This is a genomic window from Lactococcus petauri, from assembly GCF_002154895.1.
GTDB lineage: Bacteria > Bacillota > Bacilli > Lactobacillales > Streptococcaceae > Lactococcus > Lactococcus petauri.
The window spans coordinates 184,549-200,333 of sequence record NZ_MUIZ01000002.1 but is presented as its reverse complement, the minus strand read 5'-3'; the positions used below and the strand labels follow the sequence as shown (position 1 = coordinate 200,333).

General features: G+C 37.3%; 18 protein-coding genes. 1 reads left to right on the top strand and 17 read right to left on the bottom strand.

The annotated features are described in order from the left end of the window. Nucleotides 1-100: 100 nt before the first annotated feature. The 4 genes from BZZ03_RS03655 to BZZ03_RS03640 form a co-directional block, all read right to left on the bottom strand. A complete protein-coding gene (locus BZZ03_RS03655; RefSeq protein ID WP_086582542.1) occupies nt 101-898 on the bottom strand; it encodes an EAL domain-containing protein in 798 nt (265 codons plus the stop codon). Between the two features lie 3 nt (nt 899-901). Next, entirely contained in the window at nt 902-2,236 is a 1,335-nt protein-coding gene (locus BZZ03_RS03650) for a glycosyltransferase family 2 protein (RefSeq protein ID WP_019293452.1), read from the bottom strand. Next, the gene (locus tag BZZ03_RS03645) at nt 2,226-2,756 is read right to left on the bottom strand and encodes a hypothetical protein (RefSeq protein ID WP_019293451.1); all 531 of its coding nucleotides are present in this window, start codon (nt 2,754-2,756) and stop codon (nt 2,226-2,228) included. Before BZZ03_RS03645 ends, BZZ03_RS03650 begins: the two co-directional genes overlap by 11 nt. Before the next feature lie 119 nt (nt 2,757-2,875). After that, nucleotides 2,876-4,018, bottom strand: a complete 1,143-nt coding sequence (locus tag BZZ03_RS03640; protein ID WP_086582541.1) for a GGDEF domain-containing protein — start codon at nt 4,016-4,018, stop codon at nt 2,876-2,878. Nucleotides 4,019-4,231: 213 nt separating this feature from the next. On the opposite strand from BZZ03_RS03640, the gene BZZ03_RS03635 reads away from it, so the two are divergent. Beyond that, nucleotides 4,232-5,068 carry an Rgg/GadR/MutR family transcriptional regulator gene (locus BZZ03_RS03635; protein WP_086582540.1) on the top strand — a complete coding sequence of 279 codons (837 nt, stop codon included), beginning with the start codon at nt 4,232-4,234 and terminating at the stop codon, nt 5,066-5,068. A 23-nt stretch (nt 5,069-5,091) separates the two neighbouring features. Here the strand turns inward: BZZ03_RS03635 and BZZ03_RS03630 are convergent, their stop codons facing one another. The 13 genes from BZZ03_RS03630 to BZZ03_RS03570 form a co-directional block, all read right to left on the bottom strand. Further along, nucleotides 5,092-5,760, bottom strand: coding sequence for an SDR family oxidoreductase (locus BZZ03_RS03630; protein WP_019291910.1), 669 nt, complete (start codon nt 5,758-5,760; stop codon nt 5,092-5,094). A 127-nt stretch (nt 5,761-5,887) separates the two neighbouring features. Beyond that, nucleotides 5,888-6,877 (bottom strand): GMP reductase, encoded by a 990-nt coding sequence (gene guaC, locus BZZ03_RS03625; RefSeq protein WP_019292704.1) that lies wholly within the window; start codon nt 6,875-6,877, stop codon nt 5,888-5,890. A 172-nt stretch (nt 6,878-7,049) separates the two neighbouring features. Continuing rightward, nucleotides 7,050-7,685, bottom strand: a complete 636-nt coding sequence (locus BZZ03_RS03620; RefSeq protein WP_086582539.1) for a TIGR01906 family membrane protein — start codon at nt 7,683-7,685, stop codon at nt 7,050-7,052. Nucleotide 7,686: 1 nt separating this feature from the next. Continuing rightward, the gene (locus BZZ03_RS03615; RefSeq protein WP_019292706.1) at nt 7,687-8,466 is read right to left on the bottom strand and encodes a TIGR01457 family HAD-type hydrolase; all 780 of its coding nucleotides are present in this window, start codon (nt 8,464-8,466) and stop codon (nt 7,687-7,689) included. After that, nucleotides 8,463-9,224 carry an acyl-[acyl-carrier-protein] thioesterase gene (locus tag BZZ03_RS03610; RefSeq protein WP_019292707.1) on the bottom strand — a complete coding sequence of 254 codons (762 nt, stop codon included), beginning with the start codon at nt 9,222-9,224 and terminating at the stop codon, nt 8,463-8,465. Before BZZ03_RS03610 ends, BZZ03_RS03615 begins: the two co-directional genes overlap by 4 nt. A 115-nt stretch (nt 9,225-9,339) precedes the next feature. Beyond that, entirely contained in the window at nt 9,340-9,780 is a 441-nt protein-coding gene (locus BZZ03_RS03605) for a deoxycytidylate deaminase (protein WP_004257543.1), read from the bottom strand. 1 nt (nt 9,781) lies between these two features. Continuing rightward, nucleotides 9,782-10,117, bottom strand: coding sequence for an arsenic metallochaperone ArsD family protein (locus tag BZZ03_RS03600; RefSeq protein ID WP_019335855.1), 336 nt, complete (start codon nt 10,115-10,117; stop codon nt 9,782-9,784). A gap of 119 nt (nt 10,118-10,236) precedes the next feature. After that, nucleotides 10,237-11,880, bottom strand: a complete 1,644-nt coding sequence (locus BZZ03_RS03595; RefSeq protein WP_086582538.1) for an FAD-dependent oxidoreductase — start codon at nt 11,878-11,880, stop codon at nt 10,237-10,239. Between the two features lie 10 nt (nt 11,881-11,890). Beyond that, entirely contained in the window at nt 11,891-12,175 is a 285-nt protein-coding gene (locus tag BZZ03_RS03590) for a rhodanese-like domain-containing protein (RefSeq protein WP_086582537.1), read from the bottom strand. 169 nt (nt 12,176-12,344) lie between these two features. Continuing rightward, the gene (locus tag BZZ03_RS12145; RefSeq protein WP_014024702.1) at nt 12,345-12,482 is read right to left on the bottom strand and encodes a hypothetical protein; all 138 of its coding nucleotides are present in this window, start codon (nt 12,480-12,482) and stop codon (nt 12,345-12,347) included. A gap of 226 nt (nt 12,483-12,708) precedes the next feature. Further along, on the bottom strand, nt 12,709-14,190 hold the full coding sequence (locus tag BZZ03_RS03580; RefSeq protein WP_086582536.1) for a PTS sugar transporter subunit IIC: 1,482 nt from the start codon (nt 14,188-14,190) through the stop codon (nt 12,709-12,711). Nucleotides 14,191-14,236: 46 nt separating this feature from the next. After that, a complete protein-coding gene (locus BZZ03_RS03575) occupies nt 14,237-15,334 on the bottom strand; it encodes a DUF871 domain-containing protein (protein WP_086582535.1) in 1,098 nt (365 codons plus the stop codon). A gap of 39 nt (nt 15,335-15,373) precedes the next feature. Further along, nucleotides 15,374-15,697: a PTS sugar transporter subunit IIB gene (locus tag BZZ03_RS03570; RefSeq protein ID WP_019293481.1), complete on the bottom strand. Its 324-nt coding sequence runs from the start codon at nt 15,695-15,697 to the stop codon at nt 15,374-15,376. Nucleotides 15,698-15,785 lie beyond the last annotated feature (88 nt).

Sequence of the window (15,785 nt, the reverse complement as noted above, 5' to 3'; positions counted from 1 at the left end):
CCACATTTTTTTAAAATCGTTTTGCTCAAACCTATTCTACTCTTTTTCCTAAATAATGCAACTTTCAAGCACTAATTTAAGCAAAAAAAAATAGAACAAGCTATTTCTCATAATGAGGCTTGTCTATAAAATAACCTTGTCGATTGTCGATTTTTAATTTATCGGCTAAATCAATACCTGCTCGATCTTCAACCTCAGTGATATCAATATTTTTGTTTTTTTCTCTAATCAAACGGACCCAATCGCCCATGTTGAGATCAAACCATTCAGAATCACTTTTCTTTTGAAATTTAGAAAGCGGGATTTTCACACCATAGATATCATTCAATAGCCACTTGATCTTGTGAAAGTATTTTTTACTTGGTTCGACTTTTTCTAGGATAACATGAACACCAATGTCTTGGCTTAACTTCAAATTCTTCTTGATCCTTGATTTCATGAGCCAGCCAATCTTGTCTGTCAACTCCACATTGATTTCAATCCGCAACTCCATCGGATAGCATTCGCCTTTGACCCAGCGAATAAAGTATTCGTAACGTGGATCGGCAAGTTGTTTCAGGCTAATATTAATGGCTAAAAATTGTGACGGATAGTTTATTTTCACAAAACTTTTATGAAGCAGATAAATCACTTCACGTAAGGTAAATTTATCAATATCATCTGGGAAAACCCATTCTTGTTTTTCTGCATCATACTTGCGGAGCAGTGCCTCTAAACCAGTTTTTTCTCCTTTATTATCAATAATTGCCTGAAAGTAAAAAGTATAATTTTCAGCATCTTCCATTGTTTTAGGATAAATTCTGTTTTGTCGTTTCGCCCAAACATAGCTGGTCACAATTCCGAGCAAGCAGAGAAGAATAAAAATTATTGTCAATAGAAACATTACATCTAAAAGCATAGTTTATCCTTTCTTCAGGCTTTTCCTTGTAGGGCTGACCCAAGCACCTGCGTGTTCACTTTTACCAAAACAAGCCTTCATGGCTGGTATAAAAGTCGTGATTATCGTCAATGGATTGACCATCCAGAAAAATAACATATAGAGGGGAGCAAAAATAAAGTATTTAAATTTTTGTCCCTTACTGTCTAAGATTAATGCGGCTAAAAGCTGCAAGGTGCCCGCTATAAGCTCGAAGGTAACAAAGATAAAGGACATCGCAAATCCATGCCAAAGCCGCTCATAATTACCTACAATAAGGAAATAGAGCATAGCCAAGATAAATATAATTGACGTAATGAAAAAGAAGAATGACCAAATGATGGAAAAAGTCGTGTCTATAAACATTGACAGAACATAACGGTACTTAATGGGATGCAAGATAAACTTCAGTGAGTTAGTAAACCATACTTCAGTACCTCCCTGAGCCCAACGTTTTCTTTGCTTATAGAGCTGCGAAAGGGTTTCTGGTACATTCATGTGAAAAATAATATCTGGGGCAAAACGAGGTGTCACACCATACATTAAGTGATCCCAAGCAATACTAATATCCTCTGTGCTTCGGTCTTGTCTAAACCCGCCAACGTCGATCAAAAACTGCTTTTTATACATGGTATTTGCTCCACTGTACGAGTACATTGAATCATTGATCGCGGTTTGGCTTCTTTTAATGACACCAACGATACTTGAAAACTCAACAGTTTGCGATTTTCCCATAATAGTCGTCCGGTTCTGCACATCCATATTGGCTGTAACCGCAGCTGTGTTGACATCGATTTCACTCATGAAATAGTTCATATATTTCATAAGCGCATCTCTTTCAGGGATTGTATCCGCATCATTACTTAAAATATATTCCCCCTTCGCAAAGTAAGTCCCAATGTTAAAGCCGTGTGCCTTTCCTTGATTTTTCAAGATATTAATAACACGCAACTTATCGTACTTTTCTTGTAAGTTTTGGAGAATAGGCAAAGTTTGATCGGTACTACCATCATTAATCACTAATATTTCATAGTTACTATAATTGAGCATTGTAGCTAAGTACTCAATCGTTTCCTCAATCATCACTTCTTCATTATGAGCAGGAATCATAATCGTAATCATCGGTTGCTCATCAGGTGCTAGTTCCACAAAATTTGTCTCTTTTCGCCCTTTTTTTAGGAAACGATAACTCAAAGAGCCAAAAAACCAAAACAAAGCACCAATAACGGGATAAAGACACAAGATTATTAAACACACGGTGATAACCATTTGTAGACCACTATCCGATGTAAACATCTGGCCGAAAATATCAGATATCATAAGTATCCACCTCATCTTTACCTAGAACTTTTGAAAGCTCGTCATTTTTTAAATTCTTTTCTGGTAGAACTTCAAAATATTTTACATTATGACGGAATTCTTCTTCACCGAAACGGTCCGCCATAAATTTCTTTCCCCTTTTTCTTCGCTCAATACTGGAGACCGAATCAAATGTAGGCCATTTTTCAATGACCGATTCCCTTCGGTTATTTTGAATAATTGTCATGCTCGCTGCATAAGTAAAGGTGATGACCACACAGAAAGCCAGCAGAATCAACAAAAATTTAATTTCCAAAACTCCTTCGGAATATTTCCAAAAGGCAATGCCATACTTCCCATTTGAAGTCTTATACAAAAATGATGCTATGGTAATAAAAGTCGGTACAATGAAGCACACCCAACCCAAAAGAGCGATGAGGAGCTGTTTAATTTTTAAAAGCCAATGTCCCTTTTCAAAGAACAGATCGGAATAACTGTAATTTTCTTCGGTTTGTTCCTTGTTTAATTCTTCCTTTTGCAATATCTGATACTCCTTTAATGTAAAAGCACACCTTCCTGTTTCCTACAACTTCAGTATACTTAAAAACTTTCTTAAAACAAAATGAAATAGACAAAAAAAAGAGAAAAATCAATTTTTTTCTATTTAAAGTAAACTTGATTTTTCCCGTTTTCTTTTGCAATATATAAATGTTTATCAACACGATAGATGGCTTGGTCACGTGTTACTTTATCCGTAATTTCAACCACCCCGACAGAAATTGATGTTTTAATAGTGTTAGAACTCGCGTGAAAGACATATTCGGAAATTTCTTTGGCTATCTGCTCCATAATATCACGTACGACTTCTCCTTTGCGATTGCGAAAAAGAAGAAAGAATTCATCACCACCATAGCGGAAAAGTTGCCCGTTTTCTCCTGTTTCTCTTAAATACTTTTTGATGATCATACAAATTTCTTTTAATACATAATCACCTGAGCTGTGCCCATAATGGTCGTTAATGTGTTTAAAATTATCAATATCAAAAAAGACTAATGAAAATTTGGAAATCTGATCACTGGCGAGGATTTCATCCATCGTTTCTTCAAATTTTCTCCTATTATATACATTGGTTAGTGCATCAATATAAGTATATCGTTTGTACTTTGCATACTCTCCTACAATAGAAGAAATATCCAACAAAATAAACTTGGCAATCACAAGGAGTATAAATGTTTTCCAGAAAATTTCTAATGAATGTATCAAACTAAAAGCAAATTCGGAAAGGAATAAGAGCTGCACAGAAACAACCAGACTTAAACCTATCAGCATCATTTTACCGTAACTTTGCATTACAGCCGTTTGATTTTTGGCAATAAAATAGAGCGTCAGCCAAAAAAGACCCAGAGATAAGGTAACTAATAAAATCGACTTCCAATGAAAACCATAGTTGTAAATATAAAACAGATAGAAAATTGTAAACAGCGGAAGCATAGCATATTCTATTTTTTCATAATGCGTAACAATACAATAATCGACTGCAATAGCAATAAAAATGAGCGAAATATCACTCAGTAAATAACCATAAGCACCGCCCTGAGCTATTTCAATAAATAGTAATTTTAAAAGAAAAAACCATAATGTAAAATTACTCGAATAGAACCAAAAGGCAGAGTAAGGATTTTCAGCGTATTTACTGCGATGGATGATATTTTTAGTGAGAAATATCCCACCTAAGATTGCCGGAATCAAAAATAATTTGGCAAAAAAATAAGGCCCCAGTATTTCTTTGATAAGATCCATCATCTTCACCTCTATCCTTTTGATGAAAAAGAAAAGTGGCTTTTCTTCTTCTGCTTCTTACAATATATTATAATATAATAAATAATTTTATCTTTTCATATCGTTGCATAAAAGCAACGATATTCTTTATCGTCACGTATTTGATAACACTTTATTTTTTTGTTGCATTTTCTGATAGTATAGCTATAACTGCCACTATGAATGACTGGAGATTTTATGGTATATAAAAAATTTGGATATGTTTTTCGACAAATACGTGAGCAAAAACATATCTCCTTATCTGACTTTTCTTCTATAGGAATCTCAAAAGCCACCCTTTCTCGTTTTGAGCGAGCTGAAACCATGATGAATTTTGAAAAAGTCGTACAAGCTTTGCAACTGATGGGGATTGGGCTTGAGGAATACGAATACCTTTTAAACGATTATGCACCCAATGAATCAGAAGCCCTTTTAAAGGAAATCGAGATGGCTTTTCTTAAACAAGATAAAAAAGCACTTGACAATCTCTATAAAGTCGCTTTTGAAGCAGGCTATCCTTATATCTCCTTAGCAGCAAAAGCTTCATATAGTGAATTAAGTTCAGAAAATATTGATACAATCACAGATTATCTCTATGATATCAAAGTTTGGGGCCAGATTGAGCTTTATGTATTTTACTTTACAATGAATAAATTAAGCATACGCGATATTTTATATATTCTTGACTTATTCCTCTTAGAAAAAAAGCATAAAATATTTAACTCCGTGAAATATCTGGAAATTTTTGTTTGTGCATGCTGTCGTGCTATAGCACTCTTAGCAAGCAAAGGCTACCAAGAATACAGTGCACACATTCTCAATCGGGTTGAATCACTAGAACTCGTACAATCGATGTTTTTGCGCAATCTCCTTAACCTCTCCAAAGGTTTCTGGACCTATCGCTTCAAAGATGAAAAGGCTGGAAATACGATGATGCTTCAAGCATTAGAAATATTTCATCAAATTGGTAGTCAAGAAATTGCCCAATATTATCAGCAACAGTATGACCTTCATGTAAAAAAAGTGAACGTGTGATTTAAGTCACACGTTCATTTCTTTTAATCCTTTAAATTTTTGACGGCTTCATCTATCGGAGTAACTCCACTGACCACTTCAAATTCTTTTCTGATGGTCACGTCATTTACCAATGTTTCCAGAATAACTTTAGCCACATCTTCTCGCGGAATTCCTCCTGCTTCCACATGACTTGCTAATGCTACCTTACCAGTACTTTCTTTGTCTGTAAGCATTCCAGGATGAATAATTGTCCAGTCTAACTCTGTTCGTGTTTTGAGCCATTCATCCGCATAATTCTTTGCAATCGTATAAATCTTAAGCGAAGAATCTTCTTGAATTTGTCGTGTAATTTCTTCTCTTCCCACGCGGAAAGTGCTGACCATAACAAAGCGTTTGACCTTTGCTTTTTCGGCTGCCGTCATAATTTTAACCGCTCCATCTAAGTCAATCATAATTGTTTTATCCAATCCAGAACCACCTGCGCCGGCACTAAAAACAACAGCATCAACGTCAGACATTGCTGCAGCAAATTCTTCAATTGAATTATTGACAATATCCAAGATTATAGTTTCAATCTCTAATTGGTTAAAAAATTCCTGTTGTTCTTCTTTACGGATAACAGCTTTTTCTTGAAGTTTAGGATAGTCTTTTAGGTTTTTGGCTAAATGTTTCGCCACTTTTCCATTTGCACCAACAACAAGTACTTTCATATCTCTCCCTGCTTTCTTTTTCTATCTTTACTAACATTCTACATCATCTTCTACTTGGATTCAAAAATAATTAACTTTCTACTATTTAATATAAATAAAAAAACTGTCACTAGACAGTTTTTATCTTTTATAATGAATCACCGTTCCAAATAGAATTTTTCACGATAACATAATCGACTTTACGTAATGCATTAAGATCACGTCCACCGGCGTAAGAAATAGAGCTTTGGAGATCTTCTTGCATTTCTTGAAGTGTATCTTTCAATGCACCTTTGTGTGGCAAAAGAATTTTCTTTCCTTCAACATTTTTGTGTTCACCTTTTTGGTATTCACTTGCTGAGCCAAAATATTCTTTGAAAAGTTTGCCATCTTGTTCAATAGTTTTACCGGGCGACTCTTCGTGAGCAGCAAAGAGTGAACCAACCATTACCATTGTTGCACCAAAACGAACAGACTTAGCAATATCACCATGCGTACGGATACCACCATCAGCAATAATTGGTTTACTTGCTGCTTTTGCACACCAGCGTAAAGCTGCAAGCTGCCAACCGCCTGTACCAAATCCTGTTTTTACCTTAGTGATACAAACTTTACCTGGGCCAATCCCAACTTTCGTTGCATCAGCACCAGCATTTTCTAACTCACGGACAGCTTCTGGTGTTCCTACGTTCCCCGCAATTACAAAAACTTGTGGCATCAAACGCTTGATGAGCTGTACCATTTCAATAACAGAATTGGCGTGACCATGCGCGATGTCAATTGTAATATAATCTGGAATTGTTGCTGTTTCTGCCAACTCACGTACAAACTGACGTTCATTGTCTTTAACACCTACAGAAATTGATGCAATCAAACCTTGAGCATGCATTTTTTCAATAAAGTCTTTACGTGTACTTTCTTCAAAACGATGCATGATATAGAAATAACCTTGCTTAGCTAACATTTCAGCAATATTTTCATCAATAATTGTTTGCATATTTGCTGGAACAACGGGAAGTTTGAAAGTGTGATCCCCCAACTTAACTGACGTGTCTGCTTCACTACGACTGTTAATAATACACTTATTAGGGATAAGTTGGATATCTTCGTAATCAAAAACTGGAACCATTGTGTTCATAAGAATGCCTCTTTATTCATTTGTTATTACAGAATACCGACCGAGTTTCCGTTATGGACAACCTCGCTAGTTTGGCGATAAAAATCTCTGCAAACCAAACCTTCCTTATTTATTTTAACGCATATTGATAAAAACAAAAGAAAAAAAACTGATTTTATATCAGTTTTACATCTTATTGTTCGGTTTTTCCGAAAATTTTCTTTTGTAGTCTTTTATTTCCTGACCAGTAAAGGAGGAAAAAAATTAATTCAAAAAGGACGACAAATAGAATAAAGGTGAACATAAAATAGTTCTCCGTCAAGACATTAATGATCGGATCTGTATCGGGATTAAAGAGCCAGGTGTCATCTCGGAAAAAAATTTCATGGAAATAGATAAAAAAATTATCAAATCCAATCAAGGCAGCAACCAAACCAATAAACAAAGGAGTTCCCATCACAAAACGTAGGCCATTGTGATAGAGAATGGCTAAATGTTCTTTCAAAAATAAAATGAGCGCGGGACTCAAGACAAGCGTGAGTCCTAAGGCAAGCATAAAGAGCTTTTTTACATCCTTAAAATGCTGTAAAGCATCGGGAGACGACGGAAAATCAGGCATCTGTAACACACCTTCAAATGGATTAACCAGATAAGTCATCAGAACATTAAAGTTATGTCTTAGCACTTCTGCTGAAAGTCCTGATATCTGGGTCAAATTTTCCAAATGAATATCTATGTAAAAGAGTGGGACAGCCAAAAGTAAGGTTAAACTTACTGCTGCTGCAATGCCCCATAAAATAAGACTCGTGAAAATCAGGCGATCACGCATCTCAAACTTCCCAATGCTCTAAACTTGAAACGACATGGGTTGGTGGTATTGGAAGTCCAGGGACTTCTTCAGCTTTTGTAAATCCTGTTGTAACAAGCAAACTGTCGATACCATTATCAATCCCTGTACGAATATCTGTCAAATAGTTGTCACCAACCATTAAAAGATCTTCTTTAGGAATGCCCATTTTTTCCACCGCTTTTTCTGCAATAATCGCCTCAGGTTTTCCAATAAAGGTGGGTTGAACACGTGTGGCTGCTTCAATCATTTTAACCAAAGAGCCCGCTCCTGGCAAAAGTCCTCGTTCGCTTGGAAGGTTCAAATCAGGATTTGTTCCGATGAATTTCGCACCTTTATGTATAGCAAGAGTTGCCAAAGCAAGCATTTCATATGTCAAGTCAGAATCCAAAGCAACAACAACATATGCTGGATTTTCACGATCCTTTTTATAGCCTGCTTCATAGATTGCTTCTTTTAAGCCATCTTCACCAATAATATAAACAGTCTTCTCCAAGCCTAAATCGTTCATATAATCGACTGTAGCTGCACTTGCTGTATAGATAGTTTCTAAAGGTGTATCAATATTAAACTGGGTAGCCAAACGTTTTTGGACCACTCGTGGGGTTTTTGTCGTATTATTTGTTAAAAACAGATAAGGAACTTTCGCTTCTTGCAAACGATGAACAAAGTCTTCCCCTGCAGGAATACGATGATTGCCCATATAAATGGTGCCATCTAAATCAATCAGATATCCTTTATATTTTTTGTAACCTTTTCTCATTTTCGTTCATTCTCCTCGCTTATTTTTGACCACTCAATCTCAATATTAGCATTATCTACACCATCTTTCCTAATAATATGGCAAGTGGTGTCTCCTTGAAATTCAAAAACAGGATGAATAAACTCATGATTGCCATAAAGGAGTTCGTGATTATAGCGAATATATATTTTTTTAGGTTCGTATGCCATACGGAAATCATAGTCCAACTGATCAACAGCCCAGTCGAAATATTTAGCATTGTTCACATGTCCATTCATATCCAGATCAGAGAACCGAATTGGAAAAGCTAGGCTGCATTGCGCTTGATCAGACAAGGTAAGATATTTGTGAGGACGAACAATTTTGCTGACTTTTGGTGCCTCATAAGGTGCCACAATCTCATCAACAACACGTTCTACCTTACGTGTATCTTTGTTCATCAAAACCCAAGTTGAACTTATTTTTACTAAGGTTTCGCCAGCTGTATTTTTGAAAATAAAGTCACGATAACAAAAGAATTTATTGTAAGACGTGGCTTCTGTTTCAATTGTAATCTGGTCATTAAACTCGGGTAAGCGATGAACCTGAACTTCGTGCTCGATAACAGCCCAAAATAGATTGAAGTTATCACAAATCCATGTGTCGCTACGGTCTAACGTATAAGACTGCTCTCCCGAAATTTGAAGTGCTACGGCAAGAAGATCTGATATTTTCATCTTACCTCGTGTGTCGCTCTCATAAAAAGCGACTTTATGTGTTTGACTGTATTTTATTCCCATTCATTTATTTTAGCAAAAACAGACATAAAAAGCTCAAGTAAGAATAAATTTTACAGATAAACTTAGGGAACCTTTTTTTACGTTAAAATAAAAAAACCAGCATGATTCTGGATTTTTATATTTTTTCAACTTGAATACCTAAAGTTTCAATCAACTCTTCCTCATAAGGATTTTTAGCATGGTATTCATTGATATATTTGATATGTTTTACACCCGATGCCAAGACGAGCTTCAAGCAAGCGATACAAGGGAATAAAGTCGTATAAAGAATTGCTCCTTCTGGTGAAACACCGTGCTTTGCTGCTTGGGCAATTGCATTTTGCTCCGCGTGAACAGTCGCAATGCAATGTCCGTCTTTATCTTCCAGACACCCTACATCTGTACAATGCGGCATAAGTGCTACAGAACCATTATAGCCTGTCGAAAGAATTTGCCCATCCGCAGTCACGAGAAGAGCACCAACTTGAGCGTGCGTACAGGTAGAGCGTTTAGCTACAACTTCGACGATTTCTTTAAAATATTCTTCCTTGCTTGGTCGTTGAAAATTTTCGATCATTTTATCCCTTTCCACAGTTACAATTGCCACACTGACATTCTCGTGTTCTAATATCTTGAAAACTCAAACCCGTAATCTCCGTCAAATCTTCCATATCAGGGTAAGCGCCAATCGTCATAATTTCTCCATCTACCAACATCAAAGGCAAAGCCGCTTCCATTTTTTTCATTGCTTGATTGACAACAGGATGATGCGCAAAGATGTCCGCATCTTCAGCTAAGTTATAGCGTACTGTTTGCAACTCGGCTTCTTCTGTTTCTTTACTAAAGGCTTCAAAAACCTGAGCAAGAGCTGCACTCGCTTCTTCTGGCTTTTCTTCATATAGTTCAAGTCTCATGACTTCCCCAAATCTAACAAATATTTTTTAATATTATACCATAAGCAGCCTACAAATTCATTAAAAATTTCAATAAGAAAAAAGGACTATCCTAAAATAATCCTTTCGTTCAGTTTGAGTTAAATGTCCTTCACCTTACTGTACAAGCCATAAGCTCCATCAAGATTTTCTACTTTAAAGCCTTCTTGTTTCAAGATACGTTCAGCTGTATAAGAACGAAGTCCTGATTGACAGCTGACAATGTATTCTTTATTTTTATCTAATTTGTCCATACTTTGGCGTAAATCGTTTAATGGTATATTTATCGCTTCTTTAAAACCACCACGCGCCACTTCATTTTCTTGACGCACATCTAAGAGTACTTTACCTTGGGCAAGTTCTGCTTCGAGCTGATGCCACTGAATGTTATCTGACAAGCCCATAGCAATATTCATAGCCGCATAACCAATCATGTTCACAGGATCCTTAGCAGAGCCAAATGGTGGCGCATAGCTCAATTCAAGTTCTGGTAAATCAAAAACCGTCATCCCTGCTTTAATCGCTGTTGCCAAAACATCAATACGCTTATCTACACCTTTTTGCCCAACTGCTGATGCTCCATAGATATGACCACTTTCTGGATTGAAGATAAGTTTGAGAAGAATAGAGCTTGCGCCAGGATAATAACCTGCGTGATCATTAGCTGTGATATGCACAGCCTTATATTTTAAGTCCGCATCTTGTGTCTGCTTCTCTGAAAGTCCAGTAGAGGCAGCTGTCAAACTGAAAGTTCGAACAATAGCTGTTCCGATACTCCCTTTATTTGTAACAGGTAATCCTGCTAAGATATCTGCAACTTGACGTCCTTGGCGATTAGCTGGGCTTGCTAAGGAGATAAGTGCATCATTACCTGTAATCTGATTTTTAACAAGAATGGCATCTCCCACAGCATAAATATCAGGCACAGATGTTTGATATTGCTCATCGACAAGAATTGCTCCTCTCATTCCAAGCTTAATCCCCGCATCAGCAGCAAGTTTTGACTCCACTTGAATCCCCACAGAAAGGATAACCACATCCGTACTAAGACTGTCGCCATTTTCCAGAATAACCGTTTTTCCTTGGTCTTGGAACTCTACAACAGACACACCCGTGAGTACTTTCAAGCCATTATGTGTCAACTCTTCTTCAATATGAACGGCCATTTCCTGATCAAGAGTTGGTAAAACATGATTGGCTTTTTCGATGATTGTAACCTCTAAACCAAGTTTTCGTAAGTTTTCAGCCATCTCTAGACCGATGAAACCCGCGCCAATAATCAATGCTTGCTTGCGGTGCTCCATTTCCATATAGTTTGTGATTTTATCTAAGTCAGGAATGTTACGTAGGCTAAAGACATTGTCCGCTTCCGCTAAACCTTTTATAGGCGGAATAAAAGGACTTGCGCCAGGTGACAAAATCAATGCATCATAATTTTCCGTGTAGCTTATCCCATTCGATACTACAGTAATTTCTTTATTATCCGGCTCAATAGAAACCACTTCAGAATCAGGACGAACATCTAAATTAAAACGCTGTGCCAGACTTTCAGGTGTTTGTAGGATAAGTTTATTTCTTGATTCGATTTCACCAGAGAGATAGTAGGGGAGCCCACAGTTTGCAAAAGAAACATACGGTCCTTTATCAAAAACAATAATTTCTGCATCTTCTTTTAAACGGCGTAATCGAGTGGCTGCACTCATGCCACCGGCAACGCCCCCAACGATAAGATATTTTTTCGTCATTTTCTTCCTCTTATTTTTCTAATTCTTGATCCCAAGACAGAGTACCACCTGTAACATTCGTAGTTGCCACTCCTTGTGCCTTTAGGAATTGACAAGCGCGCATAGACCGCATACCGCTTTGACAAATAATATAGCTCTCATCTTCTATCTCTAAGTATCTTTGCTTTAAAACACTCAGGGGTATGTTGATTGCTGTTGGCACATGTCCTTCGAGATATTCATCCTCTTCTCGAACATCAATCAGTGCAACTTGACCGAGTTTCTCTTTTAATTGTTTCATTTGGATTGAACGCATATTTCTCTCCTCAAATTTTTGATATATCCATTATATACCCTTAGGGGTATATAGTCAAAGAATGAGATTTGCCTCAAATCATAAAGCCTATGTTCACTTCTTTCATCTTATAACGCTTCTGCTTTAAAGTCAAACATAATAAAAGACCTGCCGGAGCAAGTCTTTTTTATTATTCTTCTTTTTTCTTCTTTTGTCGTGCAAGTATAAGCATGACCACAGATAGAATAAAGAGTGTACCTCCAAAACTCCAGTTTTGATAAGCTAGAAGTAAGAGTGACAAACTAAGTAATGCATATATCCAAGCCATATTTAAACCTCCTCGACGTTAAAGAATAATGCTGAACCAAATGAACTTTGTTTAATTAAGCGTTTTGCAGTTTGAGCATCCGTAGCTAAGTCGCTATTCGGACCTAGAAAATAGAGTTTCAATCCCTTTTTTCCTTATAAGTAAATCCATTTTCTTCTAGAAGGTGAATTACTTTTTCTTGCATCATAGCTACATTAACAATAATCATTGGGTTCCTTTCTGTTTTTTATAATTCAGGTTCTTCCATCTTGTTTGCTGCAATAACGAATGGTGTCCAAATAGCAAAGGTTACAAGTAAGTTGACAATTGCTAAGATAATTGCACGCCAGTCAAATCCTGTCGCAAGGAAGGCCTTCATAATTGGTGGTGTAACCCATGGCACAGCACTGACAACTGGATCAACCCAGTGAAGCATTGTTGCAACATAAGCGATAATAACCGCTACCAATGGAGCAATTGCAAATGGGATAAAGAAGATGGCGTTCAGTACGATTGGCATACCAAAGAGTACAGGTTCATTAATATTGAAGATACCTGGTGCTAAACCAAGACGTCCTACTGTCTTATAATCTTTACGTTTAGAGAAGATCAGAATGGCAAGGATTAAGGTAATTGTACCACCAGAACCACCAAACCAGACGAAGGCATCCCATGAACCACGAACCCAAAGACTGACATAGTCACCATTAATCGCATGTGCTTTATCAATCGCACCACGCGCTACTAAGTCACGAATACCGTCTGAGTGAACTTGGAAGTAAAGGGCTTGGTTATTAAGACCAAGAGGAAGCCAAATCCCATCAAGAGCAGGTGCCAAGACGTTTGGTCCATGAAGTCCAAAGAACCAGAAGATTGAAACGAAGAGAGTAACAATAAGAACTGAGAAAATATTTTGTGAGAGAATTTGGAAGGGTTCTGCAATATAGTGTGTAATCAAATTAATTACAGAATCATGTGTCAATTTATCAATAACATAGTAAATCAAGCTCACAGCGTAGATTGCAGCAATCGTTGGAATAATCGCAAGGAAAGCTTTTGCTACAGCCGGTGGGACTGACTCAGGCATCTTGATAGTGATATCTGCTAACATAAGTTTAGCATAAATAATCACCGCAAGGGCACCCATAATGATAATCGTAAAGTAAGCACCAGCATCCATATGTGCGGCAGCAAAAAGTGGCTTCCATGCTGCAAGACCTTGACCAGTCAATACACCATTGATTTTGTCTGTTGCAGCTACGCCGGCATCGCTCACACCTAATGCATCCAAGAATTTAGGCATTTGGTTTGGCAAACCAGCAAAGAGAGTGGCAACTGCTACAACACCACCTGCAAGGTCATTGACACCATAAGCACGGGCCAAATTGTAACCCCAAGAGAAAGCAAAGATAAGACCAATAACTGTCAAAGTCCCTTGGTTGACAAGTGTTGAAATGTTATTCAAATCGCCAATAATTGGTGTATTAGCAAGCGTCCAAACATCTTCTGGTGCGAGTTGGGAAAACTTGGTTGGACCCAAAACCATTTGTTGAATGGACTGTGGGAATGTTGTGACGATGGCTGATACCATCGCTGCAAGGGCACCTGTCAGTGTTGCTGGCAGGATACCAATGAATGAGTCACGCAAGGCAACCAGGTGCTTTTGCGACCCGATTTTTGCTGCTACTGGGACGAGATATTTCTCCATCCACATCGTAATTCCGTTCATAGAATTCCTCCTAAAATTTTAATTTATTTGCGTATAAGGTTATAAATTATAGCTCATCACTTTCAATAAATTTAAACGAACTCCAAGGCTTGATAAAGTCAAGTAAGAACATTTCGTCTTCCGCGACATGTCCAACAACATTGACCCGGCCGTCATTTTTCATTTCCTTCAGAGCAATTTGGGTTTCTCCCTTATATTGACCATATCCATCATTGTCAATAATCACATCGCCTGGTTTTATAGTATCTGTGTCATGTGGCGGAAAATCCAAGTCTTTGTAAATAACGCGAGTCATGGTTGAACGTAGCATGTACTCTGAGCGGTCGCCACGATAACTATGCGTAGCCTCAAAGACACATTTTCGTTCATTTTCCGTCATCGTAGCTCTTGGCACAACTTTGAGTTCTGGCATTTGCGCATGGAAAACTTCTGCCATTGTTTTAAGCTCGGCTTCACTCGCATAAGCATTAGCAATAGTAATATCATCAATACCATCTAAAAGCTTATAATGTTTTACTTGTGTCTTCAAGCTTAAGTCACGATGATCCTCTAAGGTACATAAGCCATCTTGTGTGGGCCACGGTCCAAATGTTGCTTCATGAGAATTAACAAACACCATAGTATTTAAATTATACTTTTTGAATTTCTCGGTACATTTCACGTAATGATCAAACGCTAGACCTGTGTAACGGTGAGGATAGAAGTTATGACTGCCAAGTAAGTTTTCAATGTTAGGCGAGTAATCCATGATACTGTCCACATAACTTGTTCCCTGACTCATATTAATCTCAATCTTAAGATTATAAGGGTTACGCGTCATACGTGCTTCCTCAGCTCCTGTAAATCCGAGGTCTAAACGAATACCATCAGCACCCATTTCATCAAAGAAACTTAAATCATCATAGCTAATGTTAAGTTGTTCAAATAAGGCGGGATTAATGTCTACCATGACTTCCATACCAAGACCATTAGCATAAGCAATCACTTTCGTAAAGCCCTCAAGAACTGCTTCCTTATCTCCTTTGATTTCTAAAAGTGAGGTAAAGACACGGGTGTAACCATATTGGTGCGCTAAGTCTAAATAGGCTTTATCAGCTTCAAAGTTGGAACGTTCCGGATAAATCGAGATTCCTAGTTTTCCCATAATACTCCTTTCTTTATCTAGAATTTCTACAAATTCTCTTTATCCATTCATTAATGCGTCAGCGGCTGCTACAACATTTTTTCCATTCATCATGCCGTAATCTTGCATTTTAATCACATCACAAGGAACATCAACTGCTGCTGCTTTTTTGATGACTTCATTTTTCATGTAAGCCACTTGCGGACCGAGAAGCAATACATCTGGTTTCTCTGAGCCAGACAACATGTTGTCAATTTCAGCTACAGACTTTGCGTAGATTTCATAATCTTTTCCTGCTTCTTGTGCAGCTTGTTGCATTTTTGTCACGAGTAATGATGTTGACATACCTGCTGCACAGGCTAATGCAATAACTTTTTCTGCCATTTCTATGATCTCCTTCTTTTTATCTATACCAATAGTATAGCGGTTTCAGAAAGCGATTTCAAATATAATTTGTCCAAACAATATTAAG

Coding starts and splice junctions, on each gene's coding strand:
- BZZ03_RS03580 (WP_086582536.1), bottom strand. CDS start 14,190: ATGAACGGAATTACGATGTGGATGGAGAAATATCTCGTCCCAGTAGCA.
- BZZ03_RS03590 (WP_086582537.1), bottom strand. CDS start 12,175: ATGCGTTCAATCCAAATGAAACAATTAAAAGAGAAACTCGGTCAAGTT.
- BZZ03_RS03615 (WP_019292706.1), bottom strand. CDS start 8,466: ATGAGAAAAGGTTACAAAAAATATAAAGGATATCTGATTGATTTAGAT.
- BZZ03_RS03595 (WP_086582538.1), bottom strand. CDS start 11,880: ATGACGAAAAAATATCTTATCGTTGGGGGCGTTGCCGGTGGCATGAGT.
- BZZ03_RS03640 (WP_086582541.1), bottom strand. CDS start 4,018: ATGATGGATCTTATCAAAGAAATACTGGGGCCTTATTTTTTTGCCAAA.
- BZZ03_RS03620 (WP_086582539.1), bottom strand. CDS start 7,685: ATGCGTGATCGCCTGATTTTCACGAGTCTTATTTTATGGGGCATTGCA.
- BZZ03_RS03650 (WP_019293452.1), bottom strand. CDS start 2,236: ATGATATCTGATATTTTCGGCCAGATGTTTACATCGGATAGTGGTCTA.
- BZZ03_RS03655 (WP_086582542.1), bottom strand. CDS start 898: ATGCTTTTAGATGTAATGTTTCTATTGACAATAATTTTTATTCTTCTC.
- BZZ03_RS03635 (WP_086582540.1), top strand. CDS start 4,232: ATGGTATATAAAAAATTTGGATATGTTTTTCGACAAATACGTGAGCAA.
- BZZ03_RS03600 (WP_019335855.1), bottom strand. CDS start 10,117: ATGAGACTTGAACTATATGAAGAAAAGCCAGAAGAAGCGAGTGCAGCT.
- BZZ03_RS12145 (WP_014024702.1), bottom strand. CDS start 12,482: ATGGCTTGGATATATGCATTACTTAGTTTGTCACTCTTACTTCTAGCT.
- guaC (WP_019292704.1), bottom strand. CDS start 6,877: ATGAACACAATGGTTCCAGTTTTTGATTACGAAGATATCCAACTTATC.
- BZZ03_RS03575 (WP_086582535.1), bottom strand. CDS start 15,334: ATGGGAAAACTAGGAATCTCGATTTATCCGGAACGTTCCAACTTTGAA.
- BZZ03_RS03605 (WP_004257543.1), bottom strand. CDS start 9,780: ATGATCGAAAATTTTCAACGACCAAGCAAGGAAGAATATTTTAAAGAA.
- BZZ03_RS03630 (WP_019291910.1), bottom strand. CDS start 5,760: ATGAAAGTACTTGTTGTTGGTGCAAATGGAAAAGTGGCGAAACATTTA.
- BZZ03_RS03610 (WP_019292707.1), bottom strand. CDS start 9,224: ATGGGAATAAAATACAGTCAAACACATAAAGTCGCTTTTTATGAGAGC.
- BZZ03_RS03570 (WP_019293481.1), bottom strand. CDS start 15,697: ATGGCAGAAAAAGTTATTGCATTAGCCTGTGCAGCAGGTATGTCAACA.